Below are 22874 nucleotides of genomic sequence, written 5' to 3' on the forward strand. Positions count from 1 at the left end.
ATCTGTTGATCTTCAGTAGCAAAACATACTGCCCAAATGCCAAGTAAAAGAATGAGTAATAATAGATACTTTTTCAATCTATACACCTCTTTCACTGTTTTCTAGACTTTACTAAGCCTGTTAGTTTTTTTACACAGCCAAGCACACCGGAAAACCAGGTCCGTACCGGATAACGCTCACAAAACAGGAATACAATCGGAATGATAATCAGGGTAAAGACTGTAGATGACAGCAGTCCGCCGATCAGCACCCAAGCCATGCTTACCCGGGTCTCGGCCCCTTCGTTGAACGCCAGGGCGGTGGGCAGCATCCCGACCACCATCGTCAGGGTAGTCATAAAGATTGGTTTTAAACGGGTCTTGCCGGCCTCAATCAGGGCATCATAGGCAGTCATCCCCCGCCCCATCAGCGTCAGTGTATAATCAAGCAGCAGGGTGCCGTTCTTAGCCACCAGACCATCCATAACCAGAAAGCCGATCAGGGAATATACGTTGATGGTGTTTTGGGTAATCAGCAGGAACAGCAGCGCCCCGATCAGACCGAGCGGCAGCGACAGCATCCGGATAACCGGTGTGAAGGCCGATTCATACAACACGGCCAGCAGCATATAAACCAGCAGTAAGGATAAGACCAGAGCCTGGATAATTTCGTGATAGCTGCTGTCCATATTGGTAGCCTGACCGCCAAAACGGTAGGTAACCCCGCTTGCCAGCGGCTCTTGTTTAAACTGCCTGTCAATCTCCTGCAGGACCTCTTTGAGGGGACGGTCGGTCATATTAGCCTGGACAAGCAGCGACCGCTGTTTATTGACACGGGTTATAGCAACCGGCCCTACCCCTTCCTCAATGCGGGCTATATCACCCAGAAACACAGTGCTCTCAGCCGCTTTGACCGGGATAACGGTCATGTCGGATGCCTTGAAGCTGTCACTGGCTTTCAACCGCACGACAATATCGGTGTCCCGCCCGTTATTGTTCCTGTCATTGGCCAGTACCCCGGCCTTTTTACCGCTGATGGCACCTGCGAAAGCCTCCCTGACATCGTTTACCGAGGTATGGAAGAATTTCATTTTTTCCCGGTCAACCGTCAGCTTAAATTCCGGAACACCGACCCGGTAATTACTGCGAATATCCTTAAGACCGCTGATCCTGCCCATAATGGCCTGCGCCCGGGACGAAGCCGCAATCAGCGCATCCATGTCCGACCCCAGCAGATAAATCAGTACCGGGGAATGTTCCAGCGATCCCCCCATCGAAACGCCGGCCACTGATGACTCGGTTTCAGAGATACGCACCGCAGCCTGACCGAGATTCTGACGGGCAAAACCTCTAATCTGGTCGGCAATCTGCCAGACACTGCGGCTGCGCTCCCGCTTATTCACCAGTTGGCCTGTCAGCCTGGCCGTATTGCTGTTGCTTTCGCCCACATAGCTCAGGCAATAGGTTACTTCCGGGATTGTCAAAATATATTGTTCCAGTTCGGCAACAACGGCATCAGTCATCTCCAGATTTTGTCCCACCGGTAGTTCAACACTGACCCGGAAACTATTTTCGTCAGTCCGCGGCATATACTCGGCACCAATAATGCCGGCAGGTATCAGGGCGACAGCGGCCACAAACAGGATAAGTACGGCAGCAACAATCTGTTTGCCATGGGCCAGACTGCGCCGCAGCAGCCGTTCATAACCGTCAATGGCCCTTTGTTCCAGGCGGTCCATCCACAGCCACAAAGCACTGTTCCTGGGGGTTAGCCCACCTTTGAACAGACGCGCCGCCAGCATCGGGGTCAGGGTAAAGGACACAAACAGTGAAAACAAGGTGGCAAATACAATCGTCAGGCCAAACTGCCGGAAGTACTGCCCGGTGATATCGGTCATAAAGGCGATGGGGAGAAACACGACAACATCACACAGGGTAATGGCGATTGCCGCCAGGCCGATTTCATTACGCCCTTTTTCGGCTGCCAGCGCCGCCGGTTCTCCCTTTTGCAGGTGGCGATGGATGTTTTCCAGCACCACGATTGAGTCATCAACCAATATCCCAATACAGAGCGCCATTCCCATCAGCGACATCATATTAAAGGTGAAGCCTGCCATGTACATAACCAGAAATGTCGCTATAAGCGAAGTTGGTATCGCAACCATGACAGCTGCCATTGAGCGCCAGCCCCGCAGAAACAAAAACAAAACCAGGCCGGTGGTCACAATGCCTTCAACAAGCGTAGTCAGCGTGTTGTTCAAAGAGTTGTCGATATAGTTGGCATCATTGGCCACAATGATAAACTGATAGTCCGGATATTCTTGCTGCAATGACGCCAGTTGTTCCTGAACCGCCTGGACTGTCTGAACGATATTGGCATCGCTGTTTTTATACACCTGCAGGGCAACAGCCTCATCGCCATTTACCCTGCTGTACTGGGTCGCCCGGCTGTCCTGCCGGCGCACCTCGGCGATCTCGGTTAACGGGACAGCAGCGCCAGCCGTGTTGGTAAGATATAGCTGTTTAATCTCGTCCGGCGAGGTATACGTGCCGCCAGTCTTACATCACTGTCGGTACTGTCTGTATACACCGAACCGGCAGGCATGAGCAGGTTTTCCTCCTTGAGACGGTTGACAATCTGTGTTAGCGACAGCTTGTACAATAGCAGTTTATCGCGCTCTACCAGAATCGCCAGTTCTTTTTCCCGGCCGCCGCCAAGGCTTATGTCTGAGACCCCGTCAGCGCGCTGCAGCCGCTCTTTAAACACTTGATCGGCCTTGCCATAGATATCTGAGAGAGGATACCCGGCCTTTACCGCAATCTCCATGACAGGCATGGCATTGGCATCACGCCTGATTACCACCGGCTCACTGATCTCATCAGGCAGGTCTTTGCGCACCCTGTTAACAGCCTTGGACGCATCAAGGGAGACCACGTCAACATTGGCCATTAAATCAAATTCCATGATAACAGTAGCCTTTTCCGGTCTGGCAATCGCCACCATCCGCCGCAGATGGGCCAGGGAGGAAAGACCCTGCTCCAGCGGCTTAACGACACTCTCCTCAACCTCTTCCACGCTGGCCCCGGCATAGTCAACTGTAACGGTAACATAGGGATTATTCAGCGCCGGCAACAGCTCCACACCGATACGCAGGAAGCTGTAGAGGCCAAGAATGACAAACAACAGTACGATCATGGTTATACCGACAGGGCGCTGGACAGAGAACCGGGTGATATTCATGAATCCACCTCAATGAAGCTATCCGGTTTGAGACGGGATATATTACTGACCGCCACCCGCTCACCGGCCCCGATTCCGTCCACTATCTCGACAGAATCATCATTGCGCTGCCCTGTTTTCACCAGCCGCTGTTCAACCTGGTTGTTCCCCTTGACGACGAACAGATACTCTTTGCCGCTTTTTTGCAGGATTGCTGCTTTAGCAACAAACAAGGTATGCGGTCTTAGCATCATGTCGACCCGGGCCTGGGCAAACATGCCGCTTTTTATGGCAGCATCCGCCTGGTCAAGCGCAATCCGGACGGTAAATGCCTGGGTTTTACTGTCACTTGCCGGGCTGATATAAATAACGGTTCCGGGATAATGCCGTCCCAGCGAATCAATCACGCTCTCCAGCCTCATGCCTGTCCGGATGTGGGCGGCATGCTGCTCGGAAACCTGGCAGTCGATGTAGATATTGCTGTTATCGACAACTGTCAGCAGCTTTTGACCTGCCTGGACAAATTCACCCGGTTCAACCTGCCGGTAGCCAATAATGCCGGCTCTGGGGGCGCGCAGCACCATATCGCCACGCTGCTGTTCCAACAGCCGAAGGCTGTATTCGGCCCTGGACAATGCTGCCTGTTTTGATTCCAGCACTGCCGGTTGTCCACCGGCCATAACCTGCTCACTCAGGGCGGCAAAGGCAGCTTTGGCATTAATCATCTGCTGCCTGGCCGCATCCAGTGCCTCGCGGGAGATGGCCCCGGTATGATATAAGGACTCATAACGCTGGTAATTGGCAAGATTTCGCTGATAATCAGCATCAGCCTGTTGGTAACCGGCATCATAAGTTGCTTTGGCTGCGGTGCTTTCAGCCCGGGCCTGCCAGGCTGCTGCTTCTGTCTGGGCAATTGACAGCAGGATGTCCTCCATATCCTGAATGGCCAGCACCTGACCGGCAGAAACGGCTTGTCCCAGTTCCACAGGTACCTGCGCGATGCGCCCCGCATATTTTGCCGCAATATCCACCTGCGCTGCCGCTACCGTCTGCCCGCTTAACACAATTCTTGTCAGCATATCCCGCGGCTCAACAGTCTGCACCGTCACCAGCGGCTTGATTATCCCGGCTTTAGCGGCGTTCCGGGAGATATTGCCCTGGGATTTAAAAAAGAATAAGATTCCGGAAAAAATTACTGCCGCCAGGGCAACCCCGACCAAAAGCCCGCGTTTCTTAGTATCCAGCATCTCTCGTATTGCCAAGTGTCCACCCCATTTCTTTTGGCCGGTCACATAAAGAAGCTACTGCCCAATAGCAGTATTATCTTACTAACTCCTGATAAATCAGCTGAATATTGTAATCGCCGATACCATAGTCCGGATATCTCTCATTGATTGCTTTGATGATATATTGTTTATTTCTGTTTTCCCTGACCATCGTTGCTATCGCCAACCTGATTTCCCCCTGAGGCGACAGGTAGTCCTTATAGCGCCTAATCCCATCATTTAACTCAGGAAAAACCGGATACTCCTGTATTACCGGCTGTTTTTGCAAAAGCACCTCCCGGTATATCGCATAATATCCCCGGGGATTGATTTGATAGGATTTACGGATTGTATCCTGTACATTGCCGTACTGCCAGAAGTCCTGGCAGATAATATGCAGCTGCACGCTTCCCTGATACTTGGCAGCATCCAAATAGGCGCACAAGGTTAAAACATTCATCTGGCAAAACATATCGGCATCAAACCACAGGGTAATTCCGGAGTATGAGTGATTCAGAAGTTTATCAAGTTCAGCAATCGTCAATTCTGCATACCGTTCATAGGTTACCTGTAAAGTTTCTGCCCGCTGTTGAAAAAAAGCTTCACTAAAAATTTCTTCGCAGCATCCCCCGGTAATCATTGATTCATTGAAAGCGATCAGTTCCTGACCTGCAGGGCATTTATTTGCCAAATATGATTTCATTATTGATCCGTTAGCAATATGTAACACCATGGTATCCTCTCCCTGTCTAAATTGTATCATTCTCATAATGCCGGGCAGGCAGCGAAAAGTGAATCCAGGATAGTCAGATACGCAATTCTGGCTCTATTTCTCATGCTTCTCTTTGTCTGCTACAGGTATTCGCTTCTGGCTTGTTTCCACTTAATGAGATACTCATCAACAATATCCAGAACAATATATAGTAGGAATCCTGCAATTCCAGTTCCAATGGTAAGATGGTCAGGAAATGGTGGTATCACAGCGTTCCTCCAGTTCCCCTTCAATAGAAAAAAACGTCTTTTGCCATTCTACGCCCCAGGGTACAGCATCAGTCAGCCGCACCAGCCGCGCTTCTGAAGCTATTCCTGCCTGGACAACACCTTCCCATGCCCGCTTCAGCATAAGATACTGGCGTTCCATATTGGTCAGAAAAATAATCCGTCCCATACAGATCCCCCCTTTTATCTTTTTGTAAAGACCTGCAAATGAAGCAAAACCCAGCTCTAGGGTCTAATGCTCCTGCCATTACGCAGCTGGTGGGGTAAAAAACAGAGAGCCCTCCAGTAAATACAGTGAGGGCTCTCTATGAGAATCTAAATCCCCTCCCCATCGCTCGTGGGTAAAAAACGGTGATTGTCAGACAGGCAGTTCTTCTGGCTCTGGCACATAATTGCTCCACATCGTCCCCAGACTTTTGTTTCTGGAGGGATAGGCTCATTTGTTCACCATTACAGTGGCGGGACCGCGCCGGCCTTGCACCGGTCTTCCCTATTAAGCCCCGCAGGGCACCTGTCTCAATAACTCTATTAAATTATCCCTGGGTTTCTGCCGCCCCATTCAGGTTATACATCTCATTATAGAACTTAGCTGTGGGCATGACCTGCACATGATCTTTCTCCAGCAAGCGCCGGTACAACACGGTCGCCTGGCCGCCGGTATAGTCGCGCCCGGCAATCGGGCTGTCCTCAAGAATAATGAGGTTTTTGGCTTGCAGGGCCGCATCCAGATTGCTGAGGTTGTTCTTGCTAATATGCAAGCTGCATAATATGGTCACATCCGCCTGGGCAATAAGCCTGGCATTCTCGGCTGCGGCAGCCGCGTCAATGTCTGCAAAAGGTTGTGTAATCACATAATGTTCCGCAAAGATCCTGGCAGCTTCCGCATCACTGTCCCCGTCTGCTACCACACCGACACTAACGGCAAAACCGGCTGTGGCCAACCTCCGGATTACAGTGCAGGCACAGCCGCCGCCGGCAATCACATGCACACACTGCTGCTTCTCCTTATTGTCATTGCGTAAGCCGGCAAATACCTCCACACTGCCGGTAACCGGGTTATGAATGACTTGTACCGGCAACCCGTAGGCCCGGGAAAGATTATCCTTGGTTAACACAGCCGTTGGCGCCCCGTCAGCCAGCAAACCGCCCTGGGCAATCAATAACAGCCGCGAACAAAAACGGGCTGCCGCACTTAAGTCATGTACTACCAGCAATATCGTTTTGCCCTGCCGGCAGAGACGCTGGCAAAAACGGAAGATCTCCTCCTGGTACACTACATCCAAACCGGTCATCGGTTCATCAAGAAACAGGATAGGTGTCTGCTGAGCCAAGACTTTAGCCAATAGCACCCGTTGCTTCTGGCCACCGGAGATATTGGTTAAGGGGGTATCGGCCAGGTCCAGAACGTCCGTATATTCCATAGACTCACAGATGATTTTCTCATCCTCCGGGCTTTCTCCCTGCCACCAGGAAAGGTAAGGATAGCGCCCTGCTGCAACAACCTCTTTGGTTGTATAACCAAAGCCAATCTCTACCGATTGTTGTAAAAAGGCGACCTGCTTTGCCAGTGCTTTCTCGGGAATAACCCCCACTTCCTGACCAAACAACTCGACTCGTCCACCTTTGCGGGGCAATATTCCCCGCATCGTCCGCAGCAATGTACTTTTACCGGCTCCATTAGCACCAATAATACCGATGAGTTCCCCCTGCCGGACAGAGAAGGAGATATCCTGTAACACAGTTTTTTTCTCGTAACCGGCGCTTAGCGCTTTAACATTGATAATTGCAGGATTCATACCGTCTCATTCCTTTCCCTGCGCCCGCCGCAATAAGTATAGAAAATACGGTGCGCCCAAAAGAGCGGTTATAATACCGACACGAATCTCGGTAACGCCGAACATACTGCGCCCCAGTGTATCGCAGAACACCAAAAAGGTTCCGCCAGCCAATACACAGGCAGGCAGCAGCTTCCGGTGATCCGGCCCGACAACAAACCGCATCATATGGGGAATAACCAGTCCGACAAAACCAATACTGCCACTGATACATACGGCGGCCGCCGTTGCCGTAGCCGCTAACCCCAGAAAAATCAACCGGTACCGGAGGACATGGAGGCCGACACTGCGGGCCTCAGTTTCCCCCAGCGCCAGAATATTCAAATGCCGGGCCATAAGAAACAAAATAATAACAGCAACCACAATGGGGCCGATTGCCAGCGTAATATGCTCCCACCGCCGGTAGTCCAGGCCACCGACGATCCAAAAGAGATATTCCCGCAGCCGCTGCTCGTTCAGAATCATCAGCACAGCGTTTGTCAGGGCACCTGTAAAGGAATTGATCGCTACCCCGGCCAATAGCAGGACCATGACAGGAATCTTCCCCTGGCGAACTGCCAGGAGAAGAATAATGCCCAGGGCTGCGACAGACCCGGTCACAGCAAACAAGGGCATGACATAGATGCTTGAACCGGTTATCCCCAAAGCAATGGCAATGACTGCCCCCAGAGCCGCGCCACTGGATAGTCCAAGGATCCCTGGTTCAGCCAACGGATTAGAAAAAATACCCTGCATGACCGCCCCGGATATAGCTAAAGCCGCACCAACCAGCAAACCGGCAATAATCCTTGGCAGTCTGATATGCCAAATAACAGCATAGGTTTCTGCCAGTTTTGTATAATCACCACTTTTAAAGTCGGTACCGCCAGACACAATGGCCGAGTAGACAGTTCCGGGCGAGTAAAAGGTCTGTCCAAAACAGAGGCTGCCCAAAGCAGTGAGAATACAAACAGCCACTAATAGGATCCATTTCGTTTGATTGCTCCATGTTTTCATCAATATACTCCTTACTCTGCTGACGCACAGCCCATCGCCGGGATTCATCGCGATTGCCGGCAGACCTGGGAAACAATGTTCACCCCTGTCAGGTGAGAAACCAAAAGCCCTTTTATATTCTTACCCCGAAATTGCCATAAACATATGGCAAACTATTCAAATAGGTTTGGGCCATGTCTTGTTCGTCTGCCCGCAATATAATCGCTAATGCAGCTTGAAGACTATTGGCAGCGTAGTCGAGCAGGCAATCGCCTGTCCGGTTTCGCGGACTTTGGCGGGTACGAAACGCCAGCGCTGGACAGAATCGGCCGCTGCATCGTCCAGTAGTTCATAGCCGCTGGATTTCTGCACACTGATTTGCCCGGCCCGTCCGTTTTCCCTAATTTCAATCCTTAACACCACTGTACCCTCCTGACCGTTCTGCCGGGCTCTCTCCGGATAGGATGGTTCTCTTTTTGATAAGATGTTTGGGGGAATAATGCCTTTTTCGGTACCGGTGCCACCGGCGCCGGTGCCGGTACCGGATTGTCCGGTTCCCCCGCCGCTGCCTGCACCCCCAGCCTGTCCGCCGCCGGCAGCAGCAGCGCTGTCTACAGCTACAACGGCCATACTGCTGACTATTACAGCCGGTTCAGAAACAATCTCGTCAGGCACAACCACATCAGGCTGTACCTGCCGGACCACCGGCGTAGGAACGGGCGCTGTAACCGCCTGGCTGGTTTGCACCGGTGCAGCTGCCGCGGCAGCCGGCATCGGCGCCCCTTCAGGCTCACTGGCTAACTCCAATTCAATCACAGTTTCGGGAACTGTCACTGGCAGGAGTGCCCTGACAGCCAGCCAGCCAACACCCATCAATACGATACCATGAAAGACCAGTGAAATAATCATGGCCTTGCGCCAGCGCGATCCTGTCGCCCATTCCATTATTTATCCTTCCTTTCTGTTGCAATCGCCACCCGGTGGGCCCCAGCCAGTTTCATTTCATCAAGTACCGCTACTACTTTTCCATATTCCACCTGTTTGTCAGAGCGCAATACAAATACTACGTCATTTTGTTTGCTTACTTCTATCTGAACGCGTCTTTTCACCAGTTCCAGCGGTATTTCCTCCTGGTCGAACAAAATACGCCCTTCTCTGGTAACAGCAACGGCAACACTATGTGGTTTATCCGACTGTGCCGAGGCTGCCTGCGGTAAATTCACCGGGATAGTCTGCTGATCAACCATATACAGCGTACTCATAATAAAAAACACAAGCAGGAAAAAAATGATGTCGATCATCGGAATAACCATAAGCTTAGGCTGGCGTTCCTGACGCAGGTTACGCAGTTTCATGGCGTTTCTCCGGCTTGATGTTCCCAATCAATAAAATGCAGGTACGCTCAATATCTGTGATCAATGCATCCAGACGATGATTAAAATAGCTGTATATTACCATTGCCAGGGTAGCCACACACAGACCGGAGGCTGTGGCGATCAGCGCTTCCCCGACCCCGCCGGTGATAGCCTGCGGCTGACCGGCTTTAATGTTCATTACACTAAATGAGCCAATCATCCCAATTACGGTACCTAACAGGCCTAATAACGGTGCAATCGTTACAACAGTATCCAAATGATTCAAATTTGTCCGCAAATGGGCTACGGCCAAAGCGGCTTCACCCTCTAACACACTCTCGATATTAACGCTCCCGCGCTGTAAATAGTTGATGCCCTTGCCGGCAACAGCAGCGGCGATGCCATTGGTCTGCCGGCACAGTTCGTAAGCGTCTGCCCAGTTGCCACGCTCTACTAAAGGTGTAAGCTGATGCGTAAACAGCTCCATGTCAGTGTTCATTTTCTTATAATACAAAAAACGTTCAGCACCAATTGCCGCCACCAGCAAAGAGCATGCCAGAATCAGATACATAACTGGTCCGCCTTTATGAAACACACTAAAGCACTCTGCTATAAACTCCATAACTACTCCTCCGTTTTTCGGCCTTGCCGACATACTTAAGGTAAATTTTTAACAATATGCATGATATTCTTTTCAGAAAGCTCCCCTAAACGGTAATAAGTGGAGCCCATTTCCCTGGCAACCAGCCGTGCCAGCCCCAGTTTAACAAAATCGCTTTCTGTATCAATTACCACACTATGAACACCAGCCATTTTTATTTTTCCAGCTATATGGAGAGCTTCAGCGATACTGTCACCCCCGCTGGCCGCCGCTGTATTCGCCCGCCCATCGGTAACCAATACCAATACAGGCTGCATTTCCTGTTCCTTCTTTTGGCGCGAAACCAGTACTGTCAACGCAGTAGCCAGTCCCTCAGCCAAGGGGGTCTTACCGCCGGTCGGTAAATGCCGCAAACATTTTTGCGCCAAATCCACACTGCGGGTTATCGGCAGTAACACCTCCGCGGTCTGGCGCCGGAAAGCAATCAGTCCGACCTGATCGCGTTTCTGATAAGCATCCTGCAGCATGGCGCATACCGCGCCTTTCACTGCCCGCATACGCTCACGCGCCCCCATTGAGCCGCTTGCATCAACAACAAACAAAAAGGTATTACCAATCCGTTTTTCACGAATCTTTTGCCGCAGATCTTCCCGTTCAATCGCAATACAGCAATTGCCTTTATCCCGGAACCGCTGGTACGGGGCCGCCGCCCGCAGGGTTGCATCAAAAGCCAGATCGGTCACAGCACCACGCGGTGTTCCGGCCCGAACATAACGCCCCTGCTTTGTATCAGTGCGCGTCAGGCTGCGTTTCCCATTACCGCGCCGTTCCTGCCGGTCCTGCGGCAAAGATAACTCCATCCGCACAAATGGGAATTGTGTATCAATATCAGCCACCTTCTCCTGAGAATTGCCTTCTGCAGGCGGTTGCTGCGCGGCTGAGGGATCAGGCTGATCTTCCGGCTGTTGATTTCCCGGCTGCCCAGGCGGCGGCTGTTGATCCGGCGACTGCTCTGGCGGCTGATTCTGCGGCTGATCTTGATTTTGTTCCTCTTGAGGTTGTTCCGGAGGCTCCGGTGGTGGTGGTTCCTGCTCCTGGCGCATGCGCTGCGGCAAAACATAGCAGGCTGCTGCTTCCATATCAACAGGCAGCAGGTAATCCCGGCCAGCCAGTGCTGCAATGGTACGGGCCGTCTCCAGCAAGAACAGCTCGGCCCGGTGGCCGGCAGAATGGGCTTTGGCACACATCTTGGCAGCCAATAACATCATCGTCTCCGGTATAATAATTGCCTGCAGCAGCTGCCTGGCGGCTGCCACCTGCTGCCTAATCCCCGCGGTTAGTGCTGCGTACTGCAGCCGGAATCCTTCCGGGTCCCGGTCATAGGCCAAAATACGCCGCACAATCTCGGCCCGGACCTGGGCATCCTGCTCCCGCTCAACAGCAGCATACAAGCCAAAACGATCTATAATTTGCGGTGACAAGGCCCCCTCTTCCGGGTTCATTGTGCCAATCAGGCTGCACATGGCCTCATGCCGGCAGGAAATGCCCTCCCTTTCAACCATATGTACACCGGTTATAGCAGCATCCTGCAGGGCATTGACAAACTCGCGGCGCAGCAAATTAATCTCGTCAATATACAGAACATGCTTATGGGCCCGGGCTAGAATACCTGGTAAAAACCGGCGCTCACCGCACTCCACCGCATGCTGCATATCCAGTCCGCCAAACACCATATCCTCGGTGGCATTCAGCGGCAATTCAATGATCTGTACCATGCCGGTAACCTCTGCCAGAGCCCGCACCAGGGTCGATTTTGCCGTACCTTTCTCCCCGGCCACCAAAACACCGCCGGCTTTCGGGTTGACTGCTGCAATTAAAAGGGCCTGCTTGACAGAATCCTGGCCAACTATCGCAGCAAATGGAAATACCATTCGTTGTACCATCTTCATTCCCCCTGCCGCTTACAGCCCGGCAAACAATGCCTCGACTTTGTCCCAGTCCAGTGTCCCATCCTCGAACGGCCGCCGCCGCATCCTGTGCGGCAAAACCAGTTTGGCAGCTCTCCTGACATCGTCGGGGTCAACAGTAACACGCCCTTCAAAAGCCGCTAAGGTCATGGCCGCTTTGATCACAGTAATATCAGCCCGGTGCCCGTCCACATCTAAGGCAATTGCCACATTAGCTACCAATAACAGCAGCCTGTCGTCAATCGCTACCTGCGGCAGCAAGCGCCTGGCCTGCATAATGCTTTCTGCCGTTTTTTCCTGTTCTTCTTTATACATTCGGGCAAATTCACCGGTATCCTGCTCATAAGCTAAGCGGCGCTTGATCACTTCGACCCGCCATTCCGGCTGATTCTCCCCCACCACTTCGATCGATAACCCGAAACGATCCAGCAGTTGAGGCCTGATATCCCCTTCTTCAGGATTCATGGTGCCGACTAGCACAAACCGTGCCGGGTGAGAGTAGGAAACACCTTCCCGCTCAACTGTGTTTACCCCCATAGCGGCTGCGTCCAGCAGTACATCAACGACATGATCATCCAGCAGGTTGATCTCATCCACATACAGGATATTCCGGTTGGCCTGGGCCAAAATACCCGGGTCAAATTTTTTCTCGCCATGCTTAATGGCATGCTCGATGTCAAGGGTCCCGACAACCCGGTCCTCCGTGGCACTGACCGGCAGTTCAACGACCCGCATCTTAATTGAATGGACCGGCAGCGATTTACCTGCACCGGCTTTCTCCCGGCACTCATCGCATAACCGGTTTTCATCGCCAGGGTCACAGTGAAAAGGGCAGTTTTTAATGGCCTCCATCGCTGGCAGCAAGTCGGCGATGGCGCGGACTGCTGTTGATTTAGCTGTACCTTTTTCACCCTTGATCAGTACCCCGCCCAACATAGGATTAATGACATTCAGGATAAGTGCCAGTTTCATATCGTTCTGACCGACAATCGCTGTAAATGGATATACGGCGGTATGCTTCAACGTCTGTTCATCTCCTATTATTGATTGTCAATTGCTGCAATCAGTACAGGTAGTCTTTATATTAGTTTTGACAATCGTCAGTAGCAGGGCCTGCCAGGCCTGCAGACAAGTGTCCAGGCCGGCGGTTGTCAGCACTGGCGCAGCCACACCAAATCTGGCAGCTGCGGCGGCAAGCAGTTCATTACCGGTCTCGCGCACCTCTTCCCCGGATAACAGCTCCCATTGGAGCTGATCCAAAAGATGGATGTACAACGTGGTATAGGTTACCAAGTGGTTATCACCGTCAAGCTGATACAACTGACTGAGAAACTTAGGCTTTATTACCTGCCCGCCCTCTGCAATGTACACCTGCCACATAGATTCTTCTTTAATGCCAAACCGTTTGAGCCGCCGCAGCAGGCTATGCTGGTGCCGGGGCGAGAGACCGGACTGTTTAAATAATGCCTCTTTGACAGCCGGCAACACTGTGCGGCCAATAAGTTCGCCCAGTTTCGAGTGTTTGCCGGCGCTTTCCAGGTACAGCGGTGAGGCCGGATTGGCCACAACAATCGTCTGGTCTGTACCGGAACCGGTCGCCAACCCGTTCGAGTAGTTGCTGCCTGCCATAAGCTCCTGCAGGGCTGCCGTCTTGGCTTCGGTACAGGTTACCATGGCCCGGTTCAGCATCCCTGGCGGTAAATCAGCATCAATGACCAGGATAATGTTGATGGTTCCCGGTTTTTCCAGGGTACTTTTGTCAATCGGTTTAAAATAGTCTGCCGGATCACCGACCCGCCCGCCATTCACCTCAACACCGCCGGTTACAATCGCGGTTACTGTCAGGTTCTCATAGGTCTGGGTGTGAATCGCAACATTCTGCATGGAAGCGGCGGTTCCCATCCCGGCTGTTGTCGCCGGGTCAAGCCCAATCTCCTCGGTAATAATCCGCATGTGTTCCTGATAGGTTGGCCCCCGCATGATGCTGGACATCCCCGCCCCCGGATTGCAGTCGTTATTGAATACCGCAGTCAAATCTTCACGGTAACCACCATTGACAACCGCGGTACTGGCCACTTTACGCGGTTGTTCAAAGGGTATAACAATGCTTTTATAATAGCGGTAGACATGGTCGCCGGTAGACAGTGTACAAAGTTTCATCGCTTGCTCCCTCCCACTTATCCAGGAACTCATACTTTTATCCTCTTTTTCAATCTAATTATGTTATATACAACGCATTAAAGTCTTGCAGGCGGGTAGTGTGTTGACAAAAGCGGAAGTCAAGCGCCAGCGGTGGAGCGTTGTCAATACACCACCCGCCTGCGCCTGCTAACTTCTTTTATAAAGGCAGCACGGTAAACTCGTTTGATGTAGCGCAATCCTGCGCAAAATCCCAGTCAAACAACAGCGCTGCCGGCTGTGCACTGCAGTAAGCCAGCTGCATCTCGCCCCCGGTAATCACCGTACTCTGGGCATTGGTGAAATCCAGGCGTTCCTGTTTGCCGGTTTGATTGCAGACCCAGAGTGAACGGCCGCTAATAGCTGATGCCTTTTTCCAGGCATTTTCCGGCGGACCGCCACAGCCGCCTGGCGGCCAGGCTGCAGGCACAACAATGACTGCCGCCCCTTTGTCGGCCATAGTGATCGCGTTTTCTTCATACCAGGAATCAGCGCAGATTAATATCCCAGCCCTGATATCGCCGCAAACTATCGGCTCCAAATGCTCCCCTCTGTTCGCCCAGCCCTCGGATACACCACTATGGGCGTGCTTTTTCCGGTGACGGCCCAGGATATCGCCATCAGGGCCGATAACCAGACAACTGTTATAATACTTGCCATTATGCTCATCCTGCTCAGCGCAGCATAAAAATACTGTGATATGATACTCTGACGCCAATTGCCTGATCGGTTCAATAGACGACGCCGGCTGTACCGGGATAACCACAGGTTTATGCTCCCGCTCAACAGCAAAAAAATATCCCTGGACGGCGGTCTCCGGTGTAATAATCCACTCTGCCCCCCGGTCGGCTGCCAGCCTGATCGCTTGTGTCAAAATATCAAGATTACGCAGCTCCGGACCACCGCTAACATCTACATGCAGTAACGCAACCCTCACACGCTTTCCTCTCCTGTCCCTGATGTTGTTGATACCACTCTATCGACACCTGCTTTAAGGCACACTCCGCGTCATAGCCCCGGTCGCCGCAGTTGGCGCCATACCACCTGGCAAAACAAGCACCACCGCACAAGGCGAAGGAGGGGCATCGCAGGCAAAACGCCATACCGGCCTGAATAGAAGCCGCGACTTTTTGAAGTCTGTTCTCCTCAAGCCCGGTCTGCACATGCCCGAGATAGAAGTCAGGGTTACCTGCCAGCGAGGCGCAGGCATACAGATTGCCCTGAGCATCTGCAAAAACAGCCTCACCATTCATGGCATGGCAATGGGCAAACCCCTGCATATGCCCCTTAGCGAGGTTAGCTACCCGCTCGACCTGAGAAAACAGCATGGGTTTGCCAGTATCCTTACCTAAGCGGTCTGCCAGCTGGAAGGCTTCCTTTACACCCTGCCATACAGCCTCAGACGGTGGCGGTACAAGCTCACTGCCCCGCCCCTGGGCCCGGAGTAAGTCAAAACCAATGCGGCGTACATTGCCCAGATAGTAAGCCATTTCAACAATCCCTGCCAGCTGACCGGCATTCTCGTTGGTCACAACACAGGTAATCCCGGTCTCAATCCCCACTGCCGCCAGCTGGCCGGCCCCCTTCAATATCTGCCGGCACGTGCCCTGGCCGTCAGGCAGGCAACGCAGCCTGTCGTTCATCTCCGGGCGCCCATCCAGGCTGATGCCAATGCCTACCTGTCCGGCCTTGAGGACAGCCGCCATCTCCCGCGTCATCAGAGAGGCATTGGTCTGAACCTGCATGATCGCTGGCACCCCATTCTCCCGCACATGCCGGATAATCTCCCGCATTGCCGGAAAGTTCAGCAGCGGTTCACCACCGCTGAACTGGAGTAGAAATGGCTGCCCATCGGCGGCCGCCAGTTCGACGGCCGCAATGCCGGTAGCAGCATCCATAGCTTCTGCCGGATGCTCATGGGCGTAACAGTATTTACACGTAAAATTACATTGCCCGGTCAAACTCAATATCAACATTTTTACCATAACACTTTAGTTGTCACCCCGTTCTTCCAGTTCTCCGTCAATCTCCAGAAATATCTGCTGCAATTCCTGTTTGGTTTGTTCGTCAGCCTGCCACAGGCCGCGTTGCGCCGCCTCCAGTAACTTTTCCGCAATACGCTGCAAAGCCCAGGGATTGACAGCCTGCATCCACTCGCGCATCTGCTGATCAATGGCATATTTTTGGGCCAGTCCCTGGTACATCCAGTCTTCCATCACGGCACTGGTAGCATCCCAGTCATAGCAGTGGGCCACAACCCCTGCCAGATCAGCAGCCCCTTTATAACCGTGTTGTTTCATACCTTTAATATATTTGGGATTCATAACTTCCCCGCGAAACAGCCGTTTAAACTCCTCATCCAGGCTGCGCAGGGTCACCTGCTGCCGGTTAGAGCTGTCGCCGCAATAGGAGCGGGGCGCTTTGCCTTTCAAACTGCGGACCGCAGCAATCATCCCGCCATGATAGGAGTTAAAATCATCTGAATTGAGCAGATGTACTTCCCGGTTGTCCTCATTTTTGACGGTAACATCCAGACTGCCCAGGCGCCGGCTAAAGAGTTCCGGTACAAAAGCGCCACTCGCTTTGGCCCCATAGGCGTGCGCACCCCAGCGCACATACACCCTGGCTAAATCATCGACCGTTTCCCAGTTCTTTTCCTCCAATAAATGACTGACACCGGCGCCATAACTCCCCGGTGGGCAGCCAAATACCCGGTAACAGGCCTGCTCCCAGGCTGCTAAGCGATCGACGCCCTGTTCGCTCAAAGTTTGCGAGTCTTCCAATACATGCTTGCGGACGAAATTCAGCTCACTGCTTTCCTCCAGATTAGCGACCAAACTAACAGCCTTATCCATCCATTTGACTGCCATCGGCATCGAATCACGGAACAAACCGCCAATCCGGGCGGTGACATCAAGCCGCGGCCGTTTAAGTTCGGCTGCCGGTATGACCTCAAGCCCGACAACCCGTTGGCTGCCGCGCTGCCATACCGGCCGTACCCCCAATAGATACAGGAATTCGGCAATACACTGACCATGACTGCGCATATTGGAGCCACTCCAGAAGATCATGCCAATATTCTCGGGATAGCGGCCTTCATCGGCAATATAACGTTCAATAACACTGTCTCCCAGTATCTTGCCCAGTTCCCAGGCCGCGGCTGTCGGCAGGGTCCGCGGGTCTACCCCATAGAAGTTCCGCCCTGTCGGCAGGATATCAGCCATACCGCTGGTCGGCGCACCGGCCGGCCCGGGTTCGATAAAGCGATCCTCCAGTGCAGCCAGTAAATTAGTGATTTCCTGCCCGGTTTTAGCTAAGTTGCCGATCAGCACTGTACAGACATACCGCGCAACCTGCCGGAGCTGTTCTTGCAGGGCAGCTCCGGCGTTCGCAGCCCAGGCCAGACCGGCTACCTGCTCCGCTGCTGCAGGATCAAAGTCATGCTCGTATAACCAATCAACAGCCTCCCGGCACTGCTGCCAGATTTCATCCACCAGCACGCCGCAGGTTTTGCTCCCGTCAGGCAAAAGCTTGCCGCTCTGAGCCACCAGTTCATAGTAGTCATAGCCGTGAATAGCCGCCACTGTTTCTGTCAGAGATGGGGTTTCCCCGTTTGACAGCCGGGTAAGTGCCAGCAGGTATTCAAGCAGTATATCACCCTGTGGCGGACACCCCAGGATATGCAACCCTACCCGAATCTGCATATTCTTGATGTCGGTAATATAGGCATGCAGCCGTTGGCTATAGCCGCCAAAATCCTCACCCTCATTTTGGCTCATGTCCCCTGACAAATTCGCTGCCACAACCTTCTCCCTGATCAGATTGGCAACTACTTCAGCGTTTCCAGGCTGGTTTTGCTGAAAGTGGCAATATTCATCAAGGAGTTTTTCCAGCTCCGCCAGTTCATCATAGGTACCTGCCTGACTCATCGGCGGCGGCAAATGATCAATAAGACAGGCGGCACCACGCCGTTTAGCCTGAATGCCTTCACCGACAATAGTGATCAGGTAGGGATAGATATTAGGCAAATCGCCGATAGCCAGGTCAGGGTAACACTCCCGGGACAGCCCGGCAGCTTTGCCTGGCAGCCATTCCAGGGTTCCATGGGTACCGACATGAACAACCGCATCAGCCTGCCAGATATCCCGTACCCAATGATAATACGCTAAATAATGATGGGTCGGCGCACAGTCCGGCGAGTGATACAGCTTGGCCGGATCTTCACTGAAGCCGCGCGGCGGCTGCACAGTGATAAAAATATTGCCGTTAAGCATGCCGGGAATAAGTAGTTGGTCAGCATAATTAAATACATCACCCGGGGCTATCCCCCAGTCTGTAGTTAATTGTGCCTGTGTAGCAGGCTCCAGTCCATTAAACCACTCTCTATATTGCCATGCGCTCACCTTACCCGGAGCCTGGGTAATCTGACTGTCAGTCAAAAAGCGGCGGTCATTGGTCGCTGCATTCAGTAATTCATCCATTAGCGCCCGGCTGTCTGGTGGAATATGATCTATCCTGTACCCCTGCTGAGCCATCCGTTCCAGCACTAACCGGATGCTGGCAGGAGAGTCCATTCCCTGAGCACTGCCGATATTGGAGTTTGTGGCCGGGTAATTATGAAAGATAATTGCAATTTTCTTCTCACTATTGTGCTTATGCCGCAGGTTAGCCCACTTGCCGGCTTTACGTACAACCTGCCTGATGCGCTCAGGAATAACCTCATACTTTGTCGTCCCGTCCGGAGCCTGTTTTTTGCCAGCTACAGGTACAGCGTGGATAACGCCGTCAAATTCCGGCATAGCAATACTGCAGGATATCTCCATGGGTGTCAGTCCCTCAATACTCTGCCGCCAGTCCTCAGGTGATCGCAACAAGGCATAGGCCTGCAAAACAGGTACCCCTAACTGGTGCAAGAATTCCTGATCCACCGGCCGGCCTACGGTCAGGGAGAATTTGAAGGTATTAATCAGCACATCAATAACAGGCCTGCCGTCGTTATAAAAATAGTTCCGGACTGTGTCATCGACTCCCGGTGCGCCTAAGTCCGCATTGCGCGCCCAGTGACTAAATGCCGCTATTACGTTCATCCCCTGCGACTCAATCTCTTCGATCAAAGCTGTTTGATAGGCCAGATCTGACCAGATCCATTCATCCCGGGGAAAAATAAGGCCTACCGTCGGGCGGTCTGGTTGACAATACTGCTGCCAGTACTCGGAACTATTTGTAAAAATTTTAGCTGCCTGAGGATAAAAAATACCATTCCATAATAACTGCTGCGGTTGTTGGTAGCCACAGCTTTCCCCGCAATACCGGTTACTCAGATACAGGCAAAAATTACAATAATTATCGATGCCGCTATACACTAAATATTTGCGCAGTTGCTCCCGCTCTGCCTGAGTTACTCCGCAAAGAGTATCCTCGGGATGCGGTTCAGTCGCCAGCATCGTATGGGTAATGCCTTTGTCCCGCAGGAATCCGGCTGCTTTTTTCAGAAAAGGGGTATCCCGCCCCATGCCCATCCAGGAAAACAAGACAATATCACTGTCACTAAAACGCTGCTGCCAGGCCGGTTCCCACACCATACTATCATTAAGGAAAATAACACTTATATCACTGGTCAACCCCCCCGCCTCGCGCAGAAGCAGTTTGGCTTTTTCCAGCATGCTATGTTGACGGTCAATATTGGTTAGAAATATAATGCGTCCCATTTTCGCGATCTCCCCATCAATTCATTCTTTTCTCTATAGGTTAAAAATCGTTACTTCTGTTCAAAATACTGTGGATAGGCATAGCTCGCCAGCTCCTGTACACCAAAAACAATATACTGCGAGGTGCAATATAAAAACCGGTCAGGTATTTGGGCAAGCTTTTGCTGACGAATGGCCTTAACCGACTGTAGGGCCGGATCATTTTGTATACTGGCCTTAAATTGATCCATATCGGTTTTGCCGGTATAGTCCCAGGTCGGCATTAACAATATGTCCGGATTAACCTTGACAAGCTGCTCTTTGGCTAATAAATCATTCATCGCAAGCCCGGCAATAGCTGCCCCGTTTTGCACGCCGGCATAGCTGCAGATATCGTCAAAGGTAGTTCCTTTACCACCGGTGCCGCCCATTAATGTAAAACGAATAACCACCGGCCTTTGCTCAGCAGGTATTTGCCGCACCTTTGCCACTACCCTGTCCAGCGCACTGTCCATGTCATTGACCAGCTTTTTTCCGGCCTGCTGCTCGCCGACAGCCTGAGCAAGCTCCAGAATTACTGTTTTAATCTCTTCAATTGTGTTAGGCGATTTATATATATAGATAGCAATACCCGCATCCCGGACTGTTTGCACAAACTCTGCCGGCTGCCAATCAGGCACAATAACAAGATCAGGCTGTAAGGCAATGACTGCTTCAGGATTAGCTCTTGTTTTCGCCGCTATGGCCTTGGCTTGTTCGGTAATATTGGATAACCCGCCGTCGTCAGCCAGGTAGGTCAGGGCGGCAATCCGCTCTGGTGGTACCAGCCCAATAAGGATCTCATCAGTACTGATAGACAAAGATACAATCCGCTGGGGTTTCCGCTGCAGTTTTATTACATTTCCCCGGCTGTCTGTGACCTCATAGCTGAGTGATGACTGTCCGGCTTGCTGCCCCTGCTGGTTTGCGCAGCCAACAGACAAAAGCAGCAGGCAGAGCAAAAGTATTGTCAGTTTTACAATTTTAAAAAATTTCACTTATTTACCCTCACAATATTTAATGCCTGTTGCTGCTGATTAATTTTCTCTACCCACTCCCCCATGGAATTCTTCATGAACTCATGTACCAGGTAATCCGGCTGCACATAATCAACAATACGGCGTACTTCGGGCACACTAAACGGCCGGTGTTCATCAATCTTAAGCACATGGGTCATGACTTCAGTCAAAGAATATTCCGCTTGCCGGTTTATGCTGTGCCGGCTGCTCTTGATATACTCGCCTGATAATGAATGATGTAAATGAATGCCCTTGATATACTGGCCATAGCTGCCCAACCGGGATATTGTTTTAAGGATATAGTCGACACCCTCTGCCTGTGTCCGTAAGGCCGGGTTAGTATTCATCAAATGCCCGGTATCCAGCATAATTCCCACATTGCGATGGGCTATGCCATCCAGCAGCTGTGCTGTCAGTTCCTTGCTTTGCAAGGTTAGCCCCGGCCACCACAGATTCTCAAACAACAATGTCATATCTGCGGGTATCGCGCTCTGCAGTTGATTAATGACCTCTACCGTGGCTTCGATGATCTCCCGGTCAGAAGCGTGAAATCTCCAGCTAAACAACTCTGAGATTCTCGCATGGCTGACATGAAAAACGACATATTTAGCCCCGGCCTGTTGCGCAGCAGTAATATTCTCCCGGTACACATTAAGCCATTCCTCACGCGTTATACCTCCGTAGCAAGCCTTGATGTCCTCCTCGTTGCCGAACTGTTTTAGCAATTCGGATCGATCACCCCGCCAAAAATCGAGCCACCACGGCCAGAATCTGAGATGCACACCGTGAATCCATTCTTTTCTATGAACGTTTTCATCTAAGGGTCCACAAAACATCATTTCAATCCCGTCTAAATGATGGCAGGTCAAAAATTCCTGCAGGCATTCTGCGCTATTATTGATGAGCTCATTATCAGTTGCATAGTTCGACAAATTGACAAGCTGCAGCATTTACATACATCCTTTACTATGCTCATAAGAAGAAAGATGCCTCCTGTTACAGTGGCATCTGCCTCTAAAGCTTTTATTGTTTAGCTACTCGATGGCGGTAAGCCAGGTAAGCATATACTAGCGCTTTTTCTCTGCGCTTTATTTAAAAGCCTTGTTCCATACATTTTCAGGAGAGAAGAATTGCCACTAGGTTCACAGTTCGACAGTGCGCAGCTTCTCATTACGTGTAACTGCGTTGAGCAGTTACGTTTATCAACAGGCCAATTACCGGGAACATATTGTGCCACTTCGTTTACCCCCTTCTTATAATTAACGGTAAGGGAAACACGGCTTGCGCCGGGGATAAAAAAATCCCGCTTGCCTTGGCAATCGGGATTGATTGTACAGTATGCCAATATAAAACTCCTGGTACTAAGTACCAGGAGTGAATTCAGCAGATCGCTAACTTCTTGAGAATACCCGAGAAGATACGCGCTTAACTGTAATCCCCTCCCCATGCCTCGTGGGTCTCTAACGGCGATTGTCAGCTAGGCAGTTCTCCTGGCTCCGGATCATGGTTTGCTTAAACCTTCCCAAGACGCTTGTCCCAGTGGCATATCTTAAGCGTACTCCCCGTTACAGTGGCGGGACCGCGCCGGTTTTTAACCGGTCTTCCCTATTAAGCCCAATTGGGCACCTAACTCAACACTATGAATTTATTACTACTTATGGTATAAGTTTATCGAACAGTACGAATCTTGTCAATAGTTTCTAGTAATTTTGCATATAGCCGTTATACCAAAACTAAAACACATCCCCTGCAGCTG

Annotated in this window: 17 protein-coding genes, 1 pseudogene and 2 riboswitches; all 18 genes and pseudogenes read right to left on the reverse strand. The window is 51.7% G+C overall.

Annotated features, from left to right (window positions below; translation table 11 throughout):
- Positions 1 to 91: 91 nt before the first annotated feature.
- Positions 92 to 3219, reverse strand: a pseudogene (locus VN379_RS20120) (efflux RND transporter permease subunit).
- The gene (locus tag VN379_RS20130) at positions 3216 to 4460 is read right to left on the reverse strand and encodes an efflux RND transporter periplasmic adaptor subunit (RefSeq protein WP_325537160.1); all 1245 of its coding nucleotides are present in this window, start codon (positions 4458 to 4460) and stop codon (positions 3216 to 3218) included. The pseudogene VN379_RS20120 and the gene VN379_RS20130 overlap by 4 nt, the downstream one beginning before the upstream one ends.
- Positions 4461 to 4518: 58 nt before the next feature.
- Positions 4519 to 5196: a hypothetical protein gene (locus VN379_RS20135; RefSeq protein WP_325537162.1), complete on the reverse strand. Its 678-nt coding sequence runs from the start codon at positions 5194 to 5196 to the stop codon at positions 4519 to 4521.
- Between the two features lie 119 nt (positions 5197 to 5315).
- Entirely contained in the window at positions 5316 to 5444 is a 129-nt protein-coding gene (locus tag VN379_RS20140; RefSeq protein ID WP_325537164.1) for a hypothetical protein, read from the reverse strand.
- Complete coding sequence (locus tag VN379_RS20145; protein WP_325537165.1) at positions 5425 to 5631, reverse strand: hypothetical protein; 207 nt, start codon at positions 5629 to 5631, stop codon at positions 5425 to 5427. Before VN379_RS20145 ends, VN379_RS20140 begins: the two co-directional genes overlap by 20 nt.
- A gap of 179 nt (positions 5632 to 5810) precedes the next feature.
- Positions 5811 to 5992: riboswitch (cobalamin riboswitch) on the reverse strand.
- 3 nt (positions 5993 to 5995) lie between these two features.
- Positions 5996 to 7258 (reverse strand): ABC transporter ATP-binding protein, encoded by a 1263-nt coding sequence (locus tag VN379_RS20150; RefSeq protein ID WP_325537167.1) that lies wholly within the window; start codon positions 7256 to 7258, stop codon positions 5996 to 5998.
- 6 nt (positions 7259 to 7264) lie between these two features.
- Entirely contained in the window at positions 7265 to 8293 is a 1029-nt protein-coding gene (locus VN379_RS20155) for a FecCD family ABC transporter permease (protein WP_414715023.1), read from the reverse strand.
- A gap of 204 nt (positions 8294 to 8497) precedes the next feature.
- A complete protein-coding gene (locus VN379_RS20160) occupies positions 8498 to 9217 on the reverse strand; it encodes an energy transducer TonB (protein WP_325537171.1) in 720 nt (239 codons plus the stop codon).
- Positions 9217 to 9627, reverse strand: a complete 411-nt coding sequence (locus tag VN379_RS20165; RefSeq protein ID WP_325537173.1) for a biopolymer transporter ExbD — start codon at positions 9625 to 9627, stop codon at positions 9217 to 9219. The genes VN379_RS20160 and VN379_RS20165 overlap by 1 nt, the downstream gene beginning before the upstream one ends.
- Positions 9614 to 10249, reverse strand: a complete 636-nt coding sequence (locus tag VN379_RS20170) for a MotA/TolQ/ExbB proton channel family protein (protein WP_325537175.1) — start codon at positions 10247 to 10249, stop codon at positions 9614 to 9616. The genes VN379_RS20165 and VN379_RS20170 overlap by 14 nt, the downstream gene beginning before the upstream one ends.
- A gap of 35 nt (positions 10250 to 10284) precedes the next feature.
- Positions 10285 to 12171 carry a VWA domain-containing protein gene (locus VN379_RS20175; protein WP_325537177.1) on the reverse strand — a complete coding sequence of 629 codons (1887 nt, stop codon included), beginning with the start codon at positions 12169 to 12171 and terminating at the stop codon, positions 10285 to 10287.
- An 18-nt stretch (positions 12172 to 12189) separates the two neighbouring features.
- Positions 12190 to 13218, reverse strand: coding sequence for an ATP-binding protein (locus VN379_RS20180; protein ID WP_325537179.1), 1029 nt, complete (start codon positions 13216 to 13218; stop codon positions 12190 to 12192).
- A gap of 27 nt (positions 13219 to 13245) precedes the next feature.
- Complete coding sequence (locus VN379_RS20185) at positions 13246 to 14355, reverse strand: adenosylcobinamide amidohydrolase (RefSeq protein ID WP_325537181.1); 1110 nt, start codon at positions 14353 to 14355, stop codon at positions 13246 to 13248.
- 178 nt (positions 14356 to 14533) lie between these two features.
- Entirely contained in the window at positions 14534 to 15310 is a 777-nt protein-coding gene (locus VN379_RS20190; protein ID WP_325537182.1) for a carbon-nitrogen hydrolase family protein, read from the reverse strand.
- Entirely contained in the window at positions 15279 to 16358 is a 1080-nt protein-coding gene (locus VN379_RS20195) for a radical SAM/SPASM domain-containing protein (RefSeq protein ID WP_325537184.1), read from the reverse strand. Before VN379_RS20195 ends, VN379_RS20190 begins: the two co-directional genes overlap by 32 nt.
- 6 nt (positions 16359 to 16364) lie before the next feature.
- Complete coding sequence (gene cobN / locus VN379_RS20200; RefSeq protein ID WP_325537186.1) at positions 16365 to 20081, reverse strand: cobaltochelatase subunit CobN; 3717 nt, start codon at positions 20079 to 20081, stop codon at positions 16365 to 16367.
- A 50-nt stretch (positions 20082 to 20131) separates the two neighbouring features.
- A complete protein-coding gene (locus tag VN379_RS20205) occupies positions 20132 to 21097 on the reverse strand; it encodes an ABC transporter substrate-binding protein (RefSeq protein WP_325537188.1) in 966 nt (321 codons plus the stop codon).
- Complete coding sequence (locus VN379_RS20210) at positions 21094 to 22068, reverse strand: sugar phosphate isomerase/epimerase family protein (protein ID WP_325537190.1); 975 nt, start codon at positions 22066 to 22068, stop codon at positions 21094 to 21096. The genes VN379_RS20205 and VN379_RS20210 overlap by 4 nt, the downstream gene beginning before the upstream one ends.
- A 513-nt stretch (positions 22069 to 22581) precedes the next feature.
- Positions 22582 to 22763: riboswitch (cobalamin riboswitch) on the reverse strand.
- Positions 22764 to 22874: the final 111 nt, after the last annotated feature.

Source organism: Sporomusa sp., assembly GCF_035561255.1.
Lineage (GTDB): Bacteria > Bacillota > Negativicutes > Sporomusales > Sporomusaceae > Sporomusa.

Coding starts and splice junctions, on each gene's coding strand:
- VN379_RS20135 (WP_325537162.1), bottom strand. CDS start 5,196: ATGGTGTTACATATTGCTAACGGATCAATAATGAAATCATATTTGGCA.
- VN379_RS20145 (WP_325537165.1), bottom strand. CDS start 5,631: ATGGGACGGATTATTTTTCTGACCAATATGGAACGCCAGTATCTTATG.
- VN379_RS20150 (WP_325537167.1), bottom strand. CDS start 7,258: ATGAATCCTGCAATTATCAATGTTAAAGCGCTAAGCGCCGGTTACGAG.
- VN379_RS20155 (WP_414715023.1), bottom strand. CDS start 8,293: ATGAAAACATGGAGCAATCAAACGAAATGGATCCTATTAGTGGCTGTT.
- VN379_RS20160 (WP_325537171.1), bottom strand. CDS start 9,217: ATGGAATGGGCGACAGGATCGCGCTGGCGCAAGGCCATGATTATTTCA.
- VN379_RS20165 (WP_325537173.1), bottom strand. CDS start 9,627: ATGAAACTGCGTAACCTGCGTCAGGAACGCCAGCCTAAGCTTATGGTT.
- VN379_RS20170 (WP_325537175.1), bottom strand. CDS start 10,249: ATGGAGTTTATAGCAGAGTGCTTTAGTGTGTTTCATAAAGGCGGACCA.
- VN379_RS20175 (WP_325537177.1), bottom strand. CDS start 12,171: ATGGTACAACGAATGGTATTTCCATTTGCTGCGATAGTTGGCCAGGAT.
- VN379_RS20185 (WP_325537181.1), bottom strand. CDS start 14,355: ATGAAACTTTGTACACTGTCTACCGGCGACCATGTCTACCGCTATTAT.
- VN379_RS20195 (WP_325537184.1), bottom strand. CDS start 16,358: ATGGTAAAAATGTTGATATTGAGTTTGACCGGGCAATGTAATTTTACG.
- cobN (WP_325537186.1), bottom strand. CDS start 20,081: ATGGGACGCATTATATTTCTAACCAATATTGACCGTCAACATAGCATG.
- VN379_RS20210 (WP_325537190.1), bottom strand. CDS start 22,068: ATGCTGCAGCTTGTCAATTTGTCGAACTATGCAACTGATAATGAGCTC.